This is a genomic window from Sphingobacterium sp. SRCM116780, from assembly GCF_021442025.1.
Classification (GTDB): domain Bacteria; phylum Bacteroidota; class Bacteroidia; order Sphingobacteriales; family Sphingobacteriaceae; genus Sphingobacterium.
Map to the genome: position 1 here is coordinate 3,099,933 of NZ_CP090446.1, position 19,033 is coordinate 3,118,965.

At 36.6% G+C, this 19,033-nt stretch carries 10 protein-coding genes; 4 read left to right on the forward strand and 6 right to left on the reverse strand.

Annotation, left to right across the window (positions count from 1 at the left end; translation table 11 throughout):
* The first annotated feature begins 16 nt into the window (after nt 1–16).
* Together LZQ00_RS13370 and LZQ00_RS13375 are read left to right on the forward strand one after the other, a co-directional pair.
* Nucleotides 17–343, forward strand: a complete 327-nt coding sequence (locus LZQ00_RS13370; RefSeq protein ID WP_234509781.1) for a DUF493 domain-containing protein — start codon at nt 17–19, stop codon at nt 341–343.
* Between the two features lie 1,396 nt (nt 344–1,739).
* Nucleotides 1,740–2,117 (forward strand): hypothetical protein, encoded by a 378-nt coding sequence (locus LZQ00_RS13375; RefSeq protein ID WP_234509782.1) that lies wholly within the window; start codon nt 1,740–1,742, stop codon nt 2,115–2,117.
* A gap of 103 nt (nt 2,118–2,220) precedes the next feature.
* Here the strand turns inward: LZQ00_RS13375 and LZQ00_RS13380 are convergent, their stop codons facing one another.
* The 6 genes from LZQ00_RS13380 to LZQ00_RS13405 all read right to left on the reverse strand — a co-directional run bounded on the left by LZQ00_RS13380 (nt 2,221) and on the right by LZQ00_RS13405 (nt 14,089).
* Nucleotides 2,221–2,622: a hypothetical protein gene (locus LZQ00_RS13380; protein ID WP_234509783.1), complete on the reverse strand. Its 402-nt coding sequence runs from the start codon at nt 2,620–2,622 to the stop codon at nt 2,221–2,223.
* 12 nt (nt 2,623–2,634) lie between these two features.
* Nucleotides 2,635–6,249 (reverse strand): DUF6443 domain-containing protein, encoded by a 3,615-nt coding sequence (locus LZQ00_RS13385; protein ID WP_234509784.1) that lies wholly within the window; start codon nt 6,247–6,249, stop codon nt 2,635–2,637.
* A 12-nt stretch (nt 6,250–6,261) separates the two neighbouring features.
* Nucleotides 6,262–9,648, reverse strand: coding sequence for a hypothetical protein (locus LZQ00_RS13390; RefSeq protein WP_234509785.1), 3,387 nt, complete (start codon nt 9,646–9,648; stop codon nt 6,262–6,264).
* Between the two features lie 292 nt (nt 9,649–9,940).
* The gene (gene pnp, locus LZQ00_RS13395; protein WP_234509786.1) at nt 9,941–12,112 is read right to left on the reverse strand and encodes a polyribonucleotide nucleotidyltransferase; all 2,172 of its coding nucleotides are present in this window, start codon (nt 12,110–12,112) and stop codon (nt 9,941–9,943) included.
* A 281-nt stretch (nt 12,113–12,393) separates the two neighbouring features.
* A complete protein-coding gene (rpsO, locus tag LZQ00_RS13400; protein WP_021191167.1) occupies nt 12,394–12,672 on the reverse strand; it encodes a 30S ribosomal protein S15 in 279 nt (92 codons plus the stop codon).
* 202 nt (nt 12,673–12,874) lie between these two features.
* Entirely contained in the window at nt 12,875–14,089 is a 1,215-nt protein-coding gene (locus LZQ00_RS13405; protein ID WP_234509787.1) for an acyltransferase family protein, read from the reverse strand.
* A 364-nt stretch (nt 14,090–14,453) separates the two neighbouring features.
* Here LZQ00_RS13405 and LZQ00_RS13410 point away from each other — a divergent pair, with 364 nt between their 5' ends.
* On the forward strand, nt 14,454–15,629 hold the full coding sequence (locus LZQ00_RS13410) for an ROK family protein (protein ID WP_234509788.1): 1,176 nt from the start codon (nt 14,454–14,456) through the stop codon (nt 15,627–15,629).
* A gap of 23 nt (nt 15,630–15,652) precedes the next feature.
* Nucleotides 15,653–19,021, forward strand: coding sequence for a SusC/RagA family TonB-linked outer membrane protein (locus tag LZQ00_RS13415; protein WP_234509789.1), 3,369 nt, complete (start codon nt 15,653–15,655; stop codon nt 19,019–19,021).
* Nucleotides 19,022–19,033: the final 12 nt, after the last annotated feature.

The window sequence follows — 19,033 nt, forward strand, 5'->3', positions numbered from 1 at the left end:
TAAAAGGAGATTAAAAATGTCAGAATTAAACAATAACATTCGTATCAATGCTATTGAAGACGGAGATAACAATACGGATTTCTACGCAAACTTTAAACAAAAGCTGATTGATGTAGAACAATTTCCATTATTGTACACGTTTAAATTCATTGTTACAGCAGATGCAGATAAAATAGAAGCAGTGAAAAATGTGTTTACGCATACAAGTGCAAAATACACTGAAAAAGAATCATCAGGTGGTAAATACAAATCTATCACCGTAGAAGTTTTCGTTAATCATGCAGATGAAGTAATCGATTATTATAAAAAAGTATCGAAAATAGAATCGGTCATTATGCTATAATAAAACAAGAGAAGGCTGTCTATAGACAGCCTTCTCTTGTTTTAGGAAATTTGAAAACAACTAATACCTTCCTTCATCATTCTAATCATTCCCATAATTCTGGTTCTTCCACATCATCAGACCAAACAATAAAACGCTTTTAAGTGTACCTCTACTTACCTCACTTGTAGGTGTTCTCCTGTCCTTAGGTAGGGATCAAGTAGGGATCAAGCGTACCCTTTGTCTGTAACCTCTTTCTTTGTTTTTATATCCCTATCATATGCTTACTCCCTGTATTAGTATTTCATTACCCAGACCTTTTATTGGAATCTTTTCATAACAAAACTTATTACCTCTCCCCCTATTATGAAACCTATACCTTTATAGTTCTTCTCTACACTAAATAAATGTATAGATATTCACTATCAAAGAAATAATGCCCAAAAACAGCAATAACCTCCAATACTTTTTTAATGAGCTCCAACCATCTCCAATAGAATATCTAGCCATAATACCCGACACTATAAAAAAAATGGAAACAAATAATTTTAATCCATATGAAAATTCCATAAAAATAATAACTAACTAAAATCTCTTACAAAAAAATATAGGATACAAATATTACAACATATTATCGAAGCGAATAGCCCAATATAATTCCCCATCAACATACCCCGTCGTTGTCTCATCGTAAACAAGATATTTCTTACCTTTTATAAAGATTACAAAGAATAAATCCAGTGATAAGAAATCAATTTACCCCTATAATCCCACATATTTCCCCGTTTGGTTTAAGTGTTCCAACGGGCCACTTAAATCCTTTTTAGCGACCAAGTCTCCAGACCAAAATACAGCACTACATAAATGTTATTGGGACATGCCCCTTTTCTTTCCCTAACTACAAATCTATATCTTGTTGCCTTTGTACAGTTTTTAATTTAATTTTACCAAGTTCCGTCATATTCAGCTTACTATCCATGTAGATTAGGAACTAACTATTGTTAGCAAGTTTTAGGGAAACTATTCCGAATATATGCAAAAAAGGAGTTGCTTTCCATAAGAAAATGATAATTTCATTTTTTAACTTTTATTTCTACATTTGAGCTATTCAACTGGATTAAACATCTTTTGTATGTTAATAAACGTCAGAGATAAAATAGTGATACTATGCAAGTCGAAAAATCTCACAAACATAATTTGCTCTGCATGCAATTATATTCTACAAGATCATAAGACGCTATAGAGATTTCACTCAATTACCTTTCTGATAATAGGAACAGTTTTGGCAAACAGACCCTAAAGCTTATCCACGAGATAAAGGAACTTGAATCATTCATTAAAAGATAGACTCTTTTTCCTTGCAAATACAATAGTATATGATTCAAAGAATGGAAAAGGATATTTGCATTAAATAAGAATGGCTATATTATTGATTTTTTTTATTCTAGGACTACTCTTTCTTCTAGGTTTCGCACTCATAGTTACAGTCGTTAATAAAACTAACTATGCATCCTCTATTAACAAAAAGTTTAACTCAATTGGATATAAAGTGATATCTATTAGTAACATGGAATGCCCCGATTTCCTAAAAAAAATAGAAGAAGAGAATACTAATTTTATAATGGATTTTGGAGGTAGTCCAACAGTATATATCTATAAGTCTATCGAACTTGAGCATCAGCATTTTAGTCAGCAAAAAGGCATTGTTGTTATAAAGAGGGTATTATTTGTAATTACATCTATTAAGTATTATTTAGACCTTAATAACGAAGGAGTTTACGATTTGCTCGAATAGGTTTCAATCTTTCTGTTATCCTTCCTCAAATAGAAAAAGGATAACAGAAAGATCGTGTTTTTGGTCTCAAAACAGTATTGTTTTATTATTACATTTTGCCTATCTATTTACTTTTTCTTTTATCAATTTCTTTCTGAATAGCCTCCCTATAAAATGGCGCAATTTCAATCAAAATCTTTTTATCCCCACGAAACACCTGTATCACCGAATCTCCCTTTACTTTACTAATAGAATCTCCTTCTTCCATTTGTCCCCAAAACTCACCATTGATTCCGATTGCATTACGATGTGTAAAGGCTACCATTGTACTATTATGATTGTCATGGTCTACATATTTTTTCTGAATGATTCCCTCATATTCACTCTCCACTTGATTGCTAAATCCAATATTCAATGCATTCAAAACCGTTTTTTTAGTAAAAATAAAATATATAAGCCAAGTTAAGAAACTAAAAAACAGAAAAATCTTTATTAAATTATATATACTCTCTTTTTTCAAACTCATTTGTTATCTAATTTAAAACTTTAACACCCAAGTTCTTGTTGCATCAATAGTTGCTCCTACTGAAATTCCTCCGCCTAATTTCATACTCACCCCTGGATATTGAGAAGACTGTCCCCCTCCATATGAAAAATAAGATCTTGGGGTCTCTGTAGTTTGATTTCCAAAATTTGAAAAGCTACCTCCTTGTGAACCTCCATATGAAGCTCCAACCGAAACAGGACCAACTCCCATACCTACGCTAATTGAATTTCCCATTCCTCCAAAGTCTCCTACACTAAATGTTTGACCTCCAGAAGGACTTGTCACACCAGAAGAAACTCCAATTCCTCCACCAAATCCAGCATGTCCTCCAAAGGTAAAATATAGACCTTTATCTCCGAAATTATCCGTAACGACACCTAACTGTAAACTAATTCCACCTCCTACAGCCCCACCTATCGAAAACCCAGTATATGATCCTCCTGTATTTTTTGGATCCATCACTGTAGAACCCAAAGGAGTAGTCAAATTTCCAGTAAGGTCAACCTTATCACCATTTATATCCGTAGCTGAAATTCCTTTAAAAGAATATTTATAAGAACCATCAGCAGCACCATTTGTATAGCTCGATAATGTGAAATTTTCTCCAATATATGTCTTACCTGAATTCGGAATAGCGACTTCCAAATCTTTCTGACTCTTTATAGTTGCATCATAAGTATAAGTTGAAGCTCCATTTGAATCTTTCGATTTTATCCAACCAGTCGACTCTCTACCATCAGGATCAATAAACCGAATCGGATTATCAAAGGCATAATTATATGGAGAATGTCTGCGCATCTTATCTGCCATTGGATCCACCACATTCCATCGACCGATCTCCGCATCATAGAATCGAGCACCGTAATCCAACTCCCCTTCCAGAAAATAAGTACCTCCTAAGGTATGCGTACCCACATTCAGATCACTCTGCATCTCCTTGCCATTATAAAGATACTTACTATTTACACTATTTACAATAGATTTGGTCTTTCCAAATGGATAGTAATCCTGTTTCTGTACCACCGTTGCAATCGGTGCAGCAGGAGTTCCTGTCTGCTTGATCACCGAGCGTACATTACCCAGATGGTCGGTCAGGTTATAATGATAACTGTAGATTCCAGCACTGTTCAACAAAAAACCTTCCTCTGTAGCGATACGCTCGATCACACTGGCTGCCGCTCCCAGCTTACTGTATTCAATCCCGTCCACATAATCCTGCTCGGTGGTAACAGCTGCAACTGTTGCTGTCTTTTTCAGTTTAGCTCCTGTTGCATCATACACATAAGCAACCGTTCTTCCTGTTATTGCTGCCGTCTTGGGCAGGTTCAGCTGGTTGTAGGTAAAAGCCATACCTGTACGGTCCTTGGTCGCATTACCGTTCAGATCATAGGTAAACGTCCCTGTCAATCCTCCTGTTAAAGTTGCCAGCCGGTTACTCTTGTTCGTATTGTTGTAAGCATAGGTAATTGTAGTACCACCGTCCCTTGTCAAAGTCTTGATATTACCCATATCATCATAGGTCAAAGCCTCACTCATGACCGTACCTGTACTGGTTCCATTCTTCAGCCTATTGAGGGCATCATACGTATACACAAAAGTACTGCTGGTCGTCGCTGCATGACCCCATAACTGCTGGGCGATATTGCCGTTGTATTGTGCATTGCTGAGTATCGCTGATCCTGCACTGTTCAAGTTATAGTTCAGCTCGTAGGTAAACTGTGGAGCAGAGGTTTTGATTCCCCAGCCACGCTCATTGTAAGCATAGGTTATATTGGTCAGGAAGTTCGTACCACTGTTTTCACTATGGATACCTTTGCTTTTGAGCTGACCGATCTCATTATAAGCAAGCTTGCTCTGAAGGATCTCGGCCTGGGTATTCACTTTCTTTTTGGTCGTCAGCAATCTGCCCACATGATCATAATCATTGGTCGTCAGGATCGTGGTTGCTGTTCCAGTCGCTGGGGTATGTATCCGTTTACTGGTCAACAGTTCTCCAGGAAAGTTGTAGGTATTGGTCACATAATCGGTACCTGCCAGATGATTCTGGCTCGCAGTCTGGATCACCCGCCCATAGTCGTCATAATACTGTACGGTCAACAGCGGTGTTGTACCATCGTCCTTGTAGACTAAACTCCCTGTCAACAGACCTTTGATCTTCACACTTTTGGTTATGCTTTGTTGGGGTAAAGTCGTGGCACCTGTAAAACTATAATCGTCATAATAATTCACCAGCAAGGGAGTGATCGTGATACCTGTACCTGCTGTAGGGAAAGTTGTTGCAGGGGTCAGATAAGTAGCTGCTCCATTTCGGCTTTCCCATAAGGGTCCTGTATGGGTATCCACATAAGTTTCCATTTGTGCCCTTGTCAGCTGTGCTGCATTGATATTGACATAAAGTCCTGTTGTGGTGACATGGCCAAAGGCATCATAACGGGTATAGCTCCATTCCTTGCGTACACGCTGGTTCGCATCCTGCGTGAGAACAATCTGGTCATTCTTGTTGTAGACCAGGTATTCCCAGCCTTTACCGGGAACTTTCTTCTCTACAAGCCTACGTCTACCGTCATATTTGTAAGCATAGAGCAGCTCATTGAAGTCCGCATTGTCGTCTGTGACCGTGGTTGCTGTATATCCCGGTGGGATCACATAACGCAAATCTCCAAAATCATCATACACATAATGGGTTTCCAGTTTCTTCGTATCTGTTTCCCAGACACGTTTTAATACGACATGTCCATCAAAATCCTTATATTCTTCGACTGTCCCCTGCTTACCCGTAGCCTTTACCCAGTTCTCATCTTTGATGATTGTCTTATATAATGTGCCTGCAGCATAGAATGCTGAGGTCGCTCCCGTACCTGCGGCAGTCATAGTCCATAGTTTCACATCACTGGCCAGATTCGTTCCATACTCGGTCACAGCGGTATGACCTGTGGTCGAAGTAACAGCTACAGTTCCTCTATCAGTAGCAGGCTGCCAAGCCAGACCGGGTGCTCCCTGCTGCTGCACACGGTTCAACGGGCTGTTCTCGAAAACCGTAACCGCAAAGGGCTGGTCGGTTTTTTTGACATGGGTATCCCAGCCTGTACTCTTATAAAAATTGGTCTGGCTGGTCTTAGCAGTGGTTTTATAACTGCCGTTATTGCTCGTCTGCTCGGCATAAGGAAGATATTTCGTGCTCTCCCTGCCGAAGCCGTCGTATTCGATATGCTGTACGATATCCTTATAACCGGGACTCGCCATCAGCTGGACGGTCTGTAACGGTCTGCCCAGTCCATCGAAATACTGAACCGTCTGGTTCTCGTCCCCGATGCTGCGCGAAGCATTCAATGTTGCGACAGTAACACCCGGAGTACGGAACTTCTTGGTCAGAATATAGTTCTGGCCAGGAGTGGGCAGGCTTGTCAGTAGAGGAAAAGCAGCGATCGAAAGTGTCACTGTTTTCCCTGTTGGGATATAAAAACCATTGGTCAGCGTAATGCTCTTTAAAGCCTGTATACTTGTTTGGTTGCTATAGGTATTTAGTACCAGATCGTCAACAAGGCTTTGCCCCTGTACTGCCAGGCATGCTACTATCGCTATGGTCGTTAAAATATGTCTTTTCATAAATGATCTTGGTTAGTTGGGACGGTAATGATAATCCATGGAACTGGTCGCATTCTTGAACTGGTCAAGAACAGCTTGCAGACGCTGCATGCCATCGTATTCGTAATACTCGGTAACCCCTCGTGGATCGGTCTTGCTTTTCATCCCGACCAAAGGTTTATACGTATAGCTGGTCACTATCGCTTTGGAAAGATTAGCGTGCGTACGTAACGTATTCATCGCCGTATTGATCGTCGTTTCCGAAACGGTCAGTGCATTTAGATTATCGATAGTAGCTTGACCCAGAATTGCCAATACTTCCGCATAGGTCGCATTCTTGATTTCCGCAATCGGATACTGCCCTCCGTAACCCCAGAGGTAGGTGGTATTTGGTTCTAGTTTCTTTTTTATTTCTTGAGGGTTACCATAAGCATCATATTTGAGAAACTGTATATTTTCACTAAACTCTGATGGTAAAAACTTTTTCAAGTTTTTATTTAATCTTGACTTCCCTCCGTAGTCAGCATACAGATTTCTTTCAATCGATAATAGATTACTATTGCTATAATACTCTGTTTGGATAGGAACACCTATTTGATGCTGATTAGCTTTATTAAGTTTTTGAATGGACTGAAGTTCTAACGCAGACAAATTACCCCCAGCCAGAGTTGTTGAGGTTATATCATCGGGATATTTTATTTTTGTAACACTCTCTTTTTGATCTGATTGTAATATCTTAATTTCTGAAGGTGCTAATGTATAAGAAGAGAGATAATTCATATTTTTTTTAACAATAGAACTATCTAACAATGCACCATTAGAATAAAAATATGTTGATTCTGATTCGTAAATTGGTAATTGCAAAGCATTTCTAATCGATGAGCCTGTAATCCTAAAATCTGAAACAATATTATAATCAAAAATATATCCTCCCGACAATCCTGAAGGTGGATCTTGAAAAACATTATTTTCAAAGACCAACGCTGGTGTATACGTATTATATTTGAAAAAATCATAATTCCATACTTTTGTGTTAATTAGTTGATTTTTTGAATCAAATAATTTCTCACTAATAGGAACTGGCATGTTTAACAAATAGGAAAATGCTCCGTAATTCTTAGAATTCATAAATTCAATAGATTCATATGTTTTCTCAGAATTTAATTTATACTCCTTAATTGCTTTAAATTTTTCTACAGAATTATTTGATTTTGTATATTTTGTAACAAAATCATAAAAAACCGGAGATCCATTTAGCCCAATACTAGAATATTCTGTTACACCAAAATATTTTCTTTCCCAAAATTTTAATGATCTTGGCTGTGAAGCAAAACCTGGAGTTGTGGGTGCTTGATAGAAAGTATAATATTGAAAATCTTGATAATTCTTGAAAAATATATCTGGATCAAATAATGGTCGACCAGTACCATTTTCATCTTTACCATAAGCATATTCTTCACTATTAATAAGATTAGCATTAAAATCATAATTTTCAACGCGTTTGGTTCTCAAACCTCCAGCCAATCGGGTATTATATCCATATTCATTTTTATTACTGATCCATTTTACATAGGCATTAATTGAAGAGGTCATATTCCCATTTACATAAGTGGAAACACCATAAACAGTCAGTCTAAGTTCATATTGGTGTTCAGGAATTAAATCCAATTCTTCGGAAAAGCTTAATGGCAAGGAAGGATCTGAGTCGTGATATTTTGTAAAAATAATAGTATTTGTAGTCAGATCTTTTAATGCAACAAATTGTGTGTAAGTTTGAAAAGCTCCATTAATTGGGGTTGGCGGACCAAAAGTAATATCAATCTTTGGTCTTGGTGAGAACTTTTTCAAAATATTGGTAGAATCTAATGAAAAGAGATAAACTTGTTCGCTTTTAGTATTAGTTCCTTTTCCATTTACGCTACCTCCATATTGAATATTAACATCAGAAGTTACTATCTCTCTGTTTAAAAACTTGTTTGGTTCAAATATAAAATTAGTGTATCCTCCAGTTGGATAGATTAATTTTGAGATCATTTCTGCTTGATTGACATTTTCATTCACAGTACGATCTGAGTTACCGACAGATATAGCATAATCTACCCAACTACTTTCCCCATCTGCAGATAAAGAAATGTTCGAACGCAAGATATCTTTACGAGCAATCATACCTGATCCCTTTTCATTGTAATACCCCCAATAATCACTTGGACTTCCTGAATTAAATCGACTAGGGAAATTTAAACTATTATAAATGATTTTGTAAGAACCCGAATTCGATGCATTTTGCAGATCGATTAAATTTACTTGGCTCAATTTTACTCGATTTGCTGGAACACTATAGTCAAATCCAATTTTTTTAATTAAAATATTGGATTTATCATAAATAAGAATTTCTTTCAAAAATTTCATTGTTGAAACATTCGCATTAGGAGAATCCATATAATTGAATTTAATAGCCCCATTTCCATATGATATCTCTTTAATCAATTTCATTCTTTGCATGATAGATCCAGATATGCTAGAAATTAAAGGTTGAATTGGACTAATAGTACCATCAGCATTTCCATTATACCCAATACTCTGTTCTTGATATGAGGTATATTCTTTTATAAAAAAATCCTCATAAATAAAACTGATAGACTCATTGTGGTCTGGGATCAAAATATTGTCCAAATACCAACTACTGGTAACGGCATTATTTTGTAAAGGTTCAAAATTTTCTGGAGTAGAGTATGTAGTACTATTAAAAGATAAAATCGAACCTTGTTCATCCGTGATTTTGAAAGGGAATGAGCTATACAAATCATTCGAAATATTTCCTCTTTCAATTTTTATTGGAGAAAAAGGAATCGGTAAATATTCTGTTTTATTGTTAATAATAAATTTTCCTGAATGATTTGGGAAATTGTAAAAATAATAATCTGTATGGGTGTCTTCTCCTTTTCCTTCAGACATTGCTTTTAACCATACTCTTTTTGACATAATTTCACTTTGGCTTGCTGTAGGAGGTAATACTGCATTATTAAATATTTCCTGTCCCGTTTTAAGAATAATATTGCAACTCCCATTTGGTTTCTCATCTGGAACACCAACAACGGAACGACTTATCATCCCAATACCAGACAAACTCCACCCTAAACCAACTTCTGTTTCCATTTGATCCAACTTTACACCTGAACCATGGAATGAAAGTGAAAATGGAATTTTATATCCTTTAGCATCTACTTCGAACAAGGGGATATCTATTGGTAATGCTCCTGTATATTCTGCTGTAGGATATATTCCAAATTTGCCTAAACTTGCAGCCTGAGGGTTTTGAAAATCTGGCAAATTAATCCTATTGTTAGGCTGAGGTTGTTGTCCAAAACAAACAAAAGTATTAATACCTATAATAAAAAGGATAGCGAAAACAATTTTCATAAAAATTGATATTTAACTTAACATTGACTAGAAATGCGAAAATAAAAAAAATTTAGCAACAATTATTTTTTATTTTATTATGATTTAATAAAATAAAAAAATGATTATAACTGAAAGAGCAGCTCATTTAATATAGACTCTTCAATACAGACTTATTTAAGGAATTATGTTGAAGATTTGTTTATTTGAGTTTATGAAAATAAATATGATGTGTTGATGAAAAGATAGTCCTATCTAAACAAAAAAAGCCCACTTTTCAGTGGGCTTTAATATTTCAGTAAGTTTTTAAAACTTACGCTTGAGGAGCATCATTTTGAGGCGCTTCTCCAGCAGGTTTCTCTTCACGAGGAGGACGAGGCAATAACGCTTTGCGAGAAAGCTTCAATTTACCTTGTTTATCGATATCCAATAACTTCACAGTTACCTGATCACCTTCCTTGAAAATACCATCCATTGTTTCAAAACGTTTCCAATCGATTTCAGAGATGTGCAATAAACCATCTTTTCCTGGCATGATTTCAACGAAAGCACCAAAAGGCATGATAGACTTCACTTTACCTTCGTAAGTAGCACCTACCTCAGGTTTTGCAGCGATATTCTTAATACGTGTACTTGCATCATCAATCGCAGCTTTATTATCAGCGAAGATCTGAACGATACCTTTACCATCTACCTCTTCAATAGAAATAGTTGCTCCAGTTTCACGTTGCATTTCTTGGATAATTTTACCACCAGGTCCGATAACAGCACCAATAAATTCTTTATCAATGATGATTTGAACGATACGAGGAGCATGCGGTTTATAATCTTCACGAGGAGCAGTAATCGTTTTCTTCATCTCACCTAAGATATGAAGACGAGCTTCTTTCGCTTGGTCTAACGCTTGCGTCAACACTTCCCATTTCAAACCATTGATCTTTAAGTCCATTTGACAAGCAACAATACCTTTTTCAGTACCCGTTACTTTAAAGTCCATATCACCCAAATGATCTTCATCACCTAAGATATCCGAAAGGATTGCGTATTTACCAGTTGCTTCATCCGAGATTAAACCCATAGCAATACCAGAAACTGGTGCTTTCAACTTAATCCCTGCGTCTAATAAAGCCAATGTACCAGCACAAACAGTCGCCATAGAAGAAGAACCATTTGACTCTAAGATATCCGAAACAACACGAATTGTGTATGGATTCTCTGTATCTGCAGGTAATACTTTTTTCAATGAACGCATTGCCAAATTACCGTGACCAACTTCACGACGACCTGGACCTCTATTTGGTCTTACTTCACCCGTAGAGAATGCAGGGAAGTTGTAGTGTAAAATAAATTTATTATACCCATGGAAGAATGCACCATCGATCATTTGTTCCGCATCTTTTGCTCCTAAAGTAACAGAAGTCAATGATTGTGTTTCACCGCGTGTAAATACTGCTGAACCGTGAGCTGCAGGTAAGTAATCCACTTCAGACCAGATCGGACGTACAGTACGTACATTACGACCATCTAAACGCATACCTTCATCCAATACTAAATTACGAACTGCGTCGAATTGTACATCGTGGAAATATTTTTTGTATAAGAATTTAGTATCGTCATCCATTTCTTCTGGAAGTGTTGCTCTAAATTCATCTGAGATAGCCGCAAAAGCTTCAGAACGCTCATGTTTAGCAGATGCTGATTTTGCAACAGCATATACCTTGTCATAAGTCGCGCTGAAAATTTCAGCTCGCAATGTTTCATTTGTAGGTTCGTGATTGTACTCACGTTTTACCGTCTTACCCACTAAGTTTGCCAATTCAACCTGAGCAGCAACTTGTTTTTTTATCGCTTCGTGTGCAAAAGCAATCGCTTCAACCATTTCTGTTTCAGAAATTTCATCAGCTTCACCTTCCACCATACCGATATCTTGTGCAGAACCCGCAACAATAAATTCTAAAGTTGCTCTTTCTAATTCAGAAACTTTTGGATTGATCACCAATTGACCATCGATTTTCGCAACACGAACTTCTGAAATAGGACCATTGAAAGGAATATCAGAAACCGCGATTGCAGCAGAAGCTGCTAAACCAGCTAATGCATCAGGCATAATATCTTTATCTGCGGAGATCAAAGAGATCATCACTTGCGTATCTGCGTGATAATTTTCAGGGAATAAAGGACGTAACGCACGATCCACCAAACGAGAGATTAACACCTCGTAATCTGATAAACGTGCCTCACGACGTAAGAAACCTCCAGGAATACGGCCTGTAGCCGCGTACTTCTCTTGGTAATCTACGGATAAAGGTAAAAAGTCAACTCCAGCTTTTGCCTCTCTAGCAGAAACTACAGTTGCAAGGAGCATGGTATCTCCTTGTTTTAAAACTACTGAACCATCAGCCTGTTTAGCCAATTTACCAGTAGAAAGCTCGATTTGGGAGCCATTGCCCATATCGATTACTGTTTTGATTTCGTTATAACTCATTCGTTGTTATTTGCGATATGCTTTTCATCTTTTGGCAGCATACCTATATTAAAACTATTTAATTTCGGCACAAAGATAAGGTAAAATATTTACAATCAAACTTAGATCAATTGCTTTTACATGGAATTATAATTGTGTATAAAAGCAATTGATCACACTCTTCTCTAGCATAGAAAACTATTTTATAGCGGAAATATGTGTAAAAACAATATTTCCAAAACGTAAAAACAAAAAAAGCCATCTCCAAAGAGACGGCTTTTCTAAAGTTTTGTACTAAAAGCTTATTTGATAATATCACGTAAACCTAGACCTTTGATGATCGCACGGTAACGGTTGATATCTGTTTTGTACAGGTAAGCTAATAATGAACGACGTTTACCTACTAACATTTGTAGGGCACGTTGTGTGTTAAAATCTTTTCTGTTTTTTTTCAAATGCTCAGTTAAGTGAGCAATTCTCTTAGTGAATAAAGCTACTTGACCTTCAGTAGAACCTGTGTTCGTTGCCGAACCTGCAAATTCCGCGAAGATATCTGCTTTGTACTCTTTACTTAAATACATCTCTTGAATAATATTAAAGCGTTAAAAATTTTTGTTAATTGTCTGCAAAGATACTATATAAACTTTGTAATGCCAAATGTTTGTAGTATTTAGTAGTAAGACTTTGGTAATGCAAGCCGATGGCTATTTATCAATGCTGGAATCCATTGGATAACAAAACGGCTATTATCTATAAATTTAAATTCTTAGGCCAATCACTGACTTAAACCTTTACGTAAATTTTCTTCTTGTCTAAATAATAACAAATCACCCACATCAGCGCTAAAAAACACAACGAGTATGCAAAAGAACCTACTTCAGGTGCGCCAGGCAATGGTTTACATATTGTCGTGTAGAACCAAGTAAAAGCATTTGTATATGCCGCTTCTCCATTTTCCCCTACTCCATCAGGAATACGCGCTAGTTCCACTAGTCGAGGTAAAACACCACTCAAAACAAAAATGAATAACGGGTTCTTTCCAAAAACATCAAAAAACTTGGTTAGTGTATTCTTCACGCTTTGCACTTCGATAAACCAGATCATAGCAGCAATTGTCATCGTTCCTAAACCAACAGTATAAAGCACATATGAACTTGTCCATATTTTCTTATTGATTGGGAATCCCAATGACCAGATCCAACCCAATACCACTAAGATAAATCCAGTAACCAATAATCCGGAGAGTAATTTAAAATGTGGCTCTTTACTTTCTGGCACCTTAGACCACAACCAATCTACTTGACCTTGCTTTTTAATATACGTTCCAACTAAATAACCAAACACAACCTGCACAATAGTTGGCAACGTACTCATCAATCCTTCTGGATCAAATGGTACACCCTCTCCTTTATAGACATGTGCCATGCCTAAAATTTGAATATCCAACGAGGTGCCAAACCAACCAGCCAAGCTATAAGGATCTCCCGCCTGACCTGCAAAAGCACAAATAGCCCAGTAAAGAAGGAGTATAAACGCTGAAATCCAAATGAGGGTTTTCTCTTTGAAATAATAAGCCAAAATAGAAGCAAAGCAATAAGCCAAAGCGATTCGTTGTAGCACACCCAATATACGAATACCTTTTTCGGCATGATCAGGATTCACCCAATGTTTCCATCCCAAAGAATCCCCCGTCCATTGCACAAAGGGAAACCAGTTCAAAAACAATCCGATAGCAAAAATTAGAACGGTTCTCTTGATGACTTTTTTCCAAAAAACAGCATCACCAGCTTCTTGCAAGCGCGGAATTACAAAAGACATTGCGTTGCCGACAGCAAATAAAAAGAAAGGAAAAACTAAATCTGTTGGGCTACAACCATGCCATTCGGCATGTTTTAATGGTGCAAACATATGCGACCATGTTCCTGGGTTATTGACCATAATCATCAAAGCAACTGTCGCTCCGCGAAATACATCAAGTGAATAATAGCGTTGTTTCATACATAGTGGTTATAAACCAAAGATATTATTTTTAGATGAAAAACAGCAGAACTTTCCTAAGCAGAATCATATAGGTCTCGAAAACAAAAATTACAGCTATCAAACCATCATAAACAACTGGAGTAATTCCAAAATCTAACTACTTTATATCAAATTATCATTTTTCGTAATGCTATAAAAAAGTTACACAAATAACGTTATACGTTTAAACTTTTAAAAAAGTTACAAATAAAACAATATTTAAACACCAAAAAATGCATAAGAAATGAATACTTATTAAAAAAAGTTATAAAGTTATTGTTTTTTTAATTTTTTTTTTATTTCTTTACTCGCAATACAAGTAAGAGCCATTAACCCAAGTATTATGAATAGCCAAATTTTGAAAGCGCTTTACTTTCAAGAATCACAATCGATTGCGGATTTAAGTAAAACGTTTAATAAAAGTATACCCCTTATTACAAAGTCGATAAATTCATTATTGGAAATGAATGTCATTGAAGGTAATGGTTTTGCCGTATCCACTGGCGGAAGAAGGGCTATTCAATTCAAAGTCAACAACAAGCGATCGAAATATACATTGGTTATTGCACTGGATCAGTTCTATACCTCCATTCAGATCTTCGATCTGGAAAATAATATTATTCAGGAAAACACAGATATATATAATCCGTTAGTTTCAAACCCTAAAATCCTTTCAACCATTATTGTTGCTGTGGAACAAGTATTAGAGCAATCCAATATTCCATTGTCCAACTTTCTTGGTTTTGGTATCAGCATGCCTGGATTTGTGGATACAACTAAGGGTATCAATGATTCTTTTGATAAACAGTCCAAGTTACACCATATAAAAAAACACATCACTGAACACTTTAAAGTACCTACTATTATTGAAAATGACTCGACCTGTATTGCTTTTGCAGAGCAGAAGTTTGGTGTTGCAAAAGATATAAAAAGCTCGTTGGTTATCAATTTAAACTGGGGCGTAGGCTTAGGTATCATTGTCAATAACGAAATTTTTAAGGGATCCAGTGGCTATGCAGGAGAGTTTAGCCATATTCCATTAAGTGATAGTAATGAACTATGTTCCTGCGGAAAAAAAGGATGTCTGGAAGTAGGAGCTTCTTTAACTGCTGCTTTAAAAAATGTGCAGGAAGCATTAATAGCAGGAGAAAAGTCAAGTCTGGAAACAGAACAGTATAATAATTTTCTAGCACAAGAAGACGCCTTATTGGAAAATGCGTTAAAAGGTGACCAGGTAGCCATTGCCAGTTTAGGAAAAATTGGCTATATGCTTGGAAAAGGAATCGCTACGTTGATCCATATTCTCAACCCGGAAGCCATTATTATTAGTGGAAGAGGAGCTAAAGCAGATACGATCTTAATGCCCCATATTCAGACTGCCGTCAACGAATTTTGTATTCCTCGGTTAGCAAAAGCAACAGAATTAAAAATATCAAACTTGAATAAACAGGCACAAAGCTTAGGCACATCAGCCTTTATTATCGAAAACTTAATACACACACTAATAAAACCAAATTAATTTAAACTTATCAATCCTTACGTATGAGTTATTTTTACAAAAAAAGTGCGGGATTGGCGTTATGCACACTATTTAGTGCATCAGCGTTATTCGCACAGCAATCTGTTACAGGAAAGGTAACAGATGCTACAGGACCAATTTCTGGCGTTAGCGTTTCCGTAAAAGGAACATCACGCGGAACACAAACAGGAGCCAACGGTAGTTTCACCATCCAAGCGACACAAGGCGAAACATTACGTTTTTCTATGGTCGGTTACAAAGCCACAGAAATTGTGGTTGGATCAACTAAAACGATTAACATCTCGTTGCAAGAAGATGCAGGAGCATTAGATGAGGTTATCGTAACCGCTATGGGAAGAACTATGGAACAACGTAAAGTTGGATATGCTGTTTCCACAGTTAAAAGTGAAGACATCATTAAAACCTCTCCCACAAACTTTGCTAGTGCACTATACGGTAAAGCTACAGGAGTATCCATTAATACAAATGCAGGAGGAGGTAACTCTGCAGTGAGTATTGATATTCGGGGAAATATGAACTCCATTAGTTTTCAAAAACAACCACTAATTGTAGTAGATGGAATCATTACTAGAAATGAAGAAGTAAATAACAGTGGTTTTTGGAGTGACCAACGCATTAGAGGAAATGGTATTTTAGATATAAATCCTGAAAATATAGAAAGCATCAACATTCTAAAAGGAGCCGCAGCATCGGCACTTTATGGATCCGATGCAGCAGCAGGGGTTGTCGTGATTACTACTAAAAGTGGTAAAGGTTCACAAGGTTTTGGTGTCGATTTCAGTTTATCTCAAGGTATTGAACAAGTTGGTATACTTCCAGATTATCAATATGATTTCGGACCAGGTTACGCAAGAACTGCAGCCGCAGGTGTAGAAGCTGATGGTTTTATTCATAGAACGATTTCCAATGGCCGAATTTGGTTTGGTACCCCGAATGTCTCAACGACTTATAATATCGCTGCTCCAGCGGGTTATAAAGAAGGTGATATCATCAAACAACCTCGTTTCAGTGCTTGGGGACAGTTTGGACCTCGTTTTGATGGTTCCGAAGTTATTTACTGGGATGGAGAAGTGAGAAACTATAATGCTTATAAGGACAACTATAAGAAATTTTATCAAAATGGACGAAGTGGTATCTATAATCTTGCTATTTCGAACTCTAACGAAAAATCGAACTATCGGGTTTCTTATACAAGAAACACGTACCAAGGGGTTATGGAAAGTGGGCCACAGAACAAAAATACGTTTAATTTAAATTCCAACTACAATCTTTCCCCGAAACTAAATGTAAGTATTATTGCGAACTATGTTAATGAGCATATCAACAATCGTCCTTACATGATTGATAGAATGACGAATAACTATACGGGTTTTTTAAGTTCAGTTAATAACATTGATTGGTTTAAAAAGTATTATAAAACTAGTCAAGGTTATAAATATGTTACAGCTGGTAACCGTGCACAAAACCCTGAGGAAGCTTTTGACCTTACTGTATCTGGAACTGATTATATGGAGTACTACTGGACGCAAAACGAGAGACAATATGATGAATATTCCAATAGGTTAATGGCAACAGGAAAGATTAATTACAAAATTCTTGATAATTTATCGATCAGAGGTACAATGGGTACAGATTTTACCAGTTTCTATTCCGAAAATAAAGAGCCTAATACCTTACCATTATCCCTTGGAACATCTGGTTACTATAGCACAAATCATAACCGCTTCAATATTCTATATGGAGATATTTTGCTTGCTTATAATACGAAACTGGCTGAAAAGATCGGCTTAACGCTTCAAGCTGGATATCAAGGTAGAGAAGAAAATTTTGATTTCTCGTCCCAAAATACTGAAGGTGGTTTATCACAACGAAATTGGTACTCTATGAATGCATCAAATAGCGCGACAAGAGGGTATTCTTCAAGAAGAAATCTAGTAAAAGACGGATTATTTGGAGTTGTTAGCTTTGACATCAATAATTATTTATTCTTAGAAGGATCATTAAGACAAGAAAGAACATCTACACTTGCACCTGGTAACAATGTATTCTATTATCCTTCTGTAAGTGCAGCTTTTGAACTAAGCAATGCAGTGAAATTGCCGAAATTTATTAATTATAGTAAATTACGTACTTCATTTGGAGTCGTGGGTAATCCTCCTGACACCTATGCCGCCAATGTGGTCTATACAGCAGAAAGTGTGTCTGGAACACCAACATTAGTCGTACCATCAACATATGGAAACAATAATCTAAAAAATGAAACTAAACGTGAGTTTGAAGTTGGTTTAGAAAATAAGTTTCTGAACAGTAGATTAGGTTTGGATTTAACCTACTACAATAACAAAATTGTTGATATGATTGTACCATTGGATGTTGCTTATACCACAGGTGTAAATAATATCATGCAAAATGTCGGCAACATGAGAAATTACGGTCTTGAGATTGGATTGAGTTTCACTCCTGTTAAAAATACAAATTTCACATGGGATAGTCGAATCAATTTTGCATTCAACCGCAATAAACTATTAAAACTAGCAGAAAATTTGGATATGCTTCAACATTCTAATGTAGACAACGGTTCATTATATGTTAGGTCTAAAGTTGGTGAAGCGGCAGGTAATATTTATACCTACGATTTAACCAGAAATCAAGATGGTAGTTTATTAGTTGGAGATGATGGTTTTTATGTACCAGATTTTGACAATCTAATTGTAGCTGGTAATATTCAGCCCAAAACAGTTGGAGGATTTATCAATGGATTTACATACAAATCATTTTCATTGAATACGGTTATTGATTTTAGATTCGGAGGACAAGTGTATTCGCCATCGATCCAATATGGACGAAGTGCTGGTATGTATAAAGAAACCCTTTTTGGTAGAGATGAAGCCAGTGGAGGTTTGGCTTACTATGCCGATTCTCAAGGAAATTTCATTCCTGTTGGTAATGGTGCTCCTTCTGGATCTACAACATACCATGATGGAATGATCCTAGAAGGTAAACGCGCAGATGGAACTGAAAACAGTACCATTATAGAAGCTGGAGAATTCTATCGTATATCAAATTATTGGGGGGCTTACCCAGGTTCAGGATTAACGGGAACTTATAAAAGTGCTGTTTTCGACAACGATTTTATAAAAATGAGAGAAATTTCATTCGCTTATATGCTTCCTCAATCTATCAATAAAAAATTAAAAGCGAAAAATGTAACGATAACGGCTTATGGTAGAAATCTATTTTACTTCCACAAAACCATTCCACATTTAGATCCTGAAGCAACTATGGGAACCAATTGGCTTACTCGTGCCAATATTGGTAATGCAGGGGTGGTACCAAGATCATTTGGTGTATCATTAAGAGCTTCATTTTAAAAATTATTAACA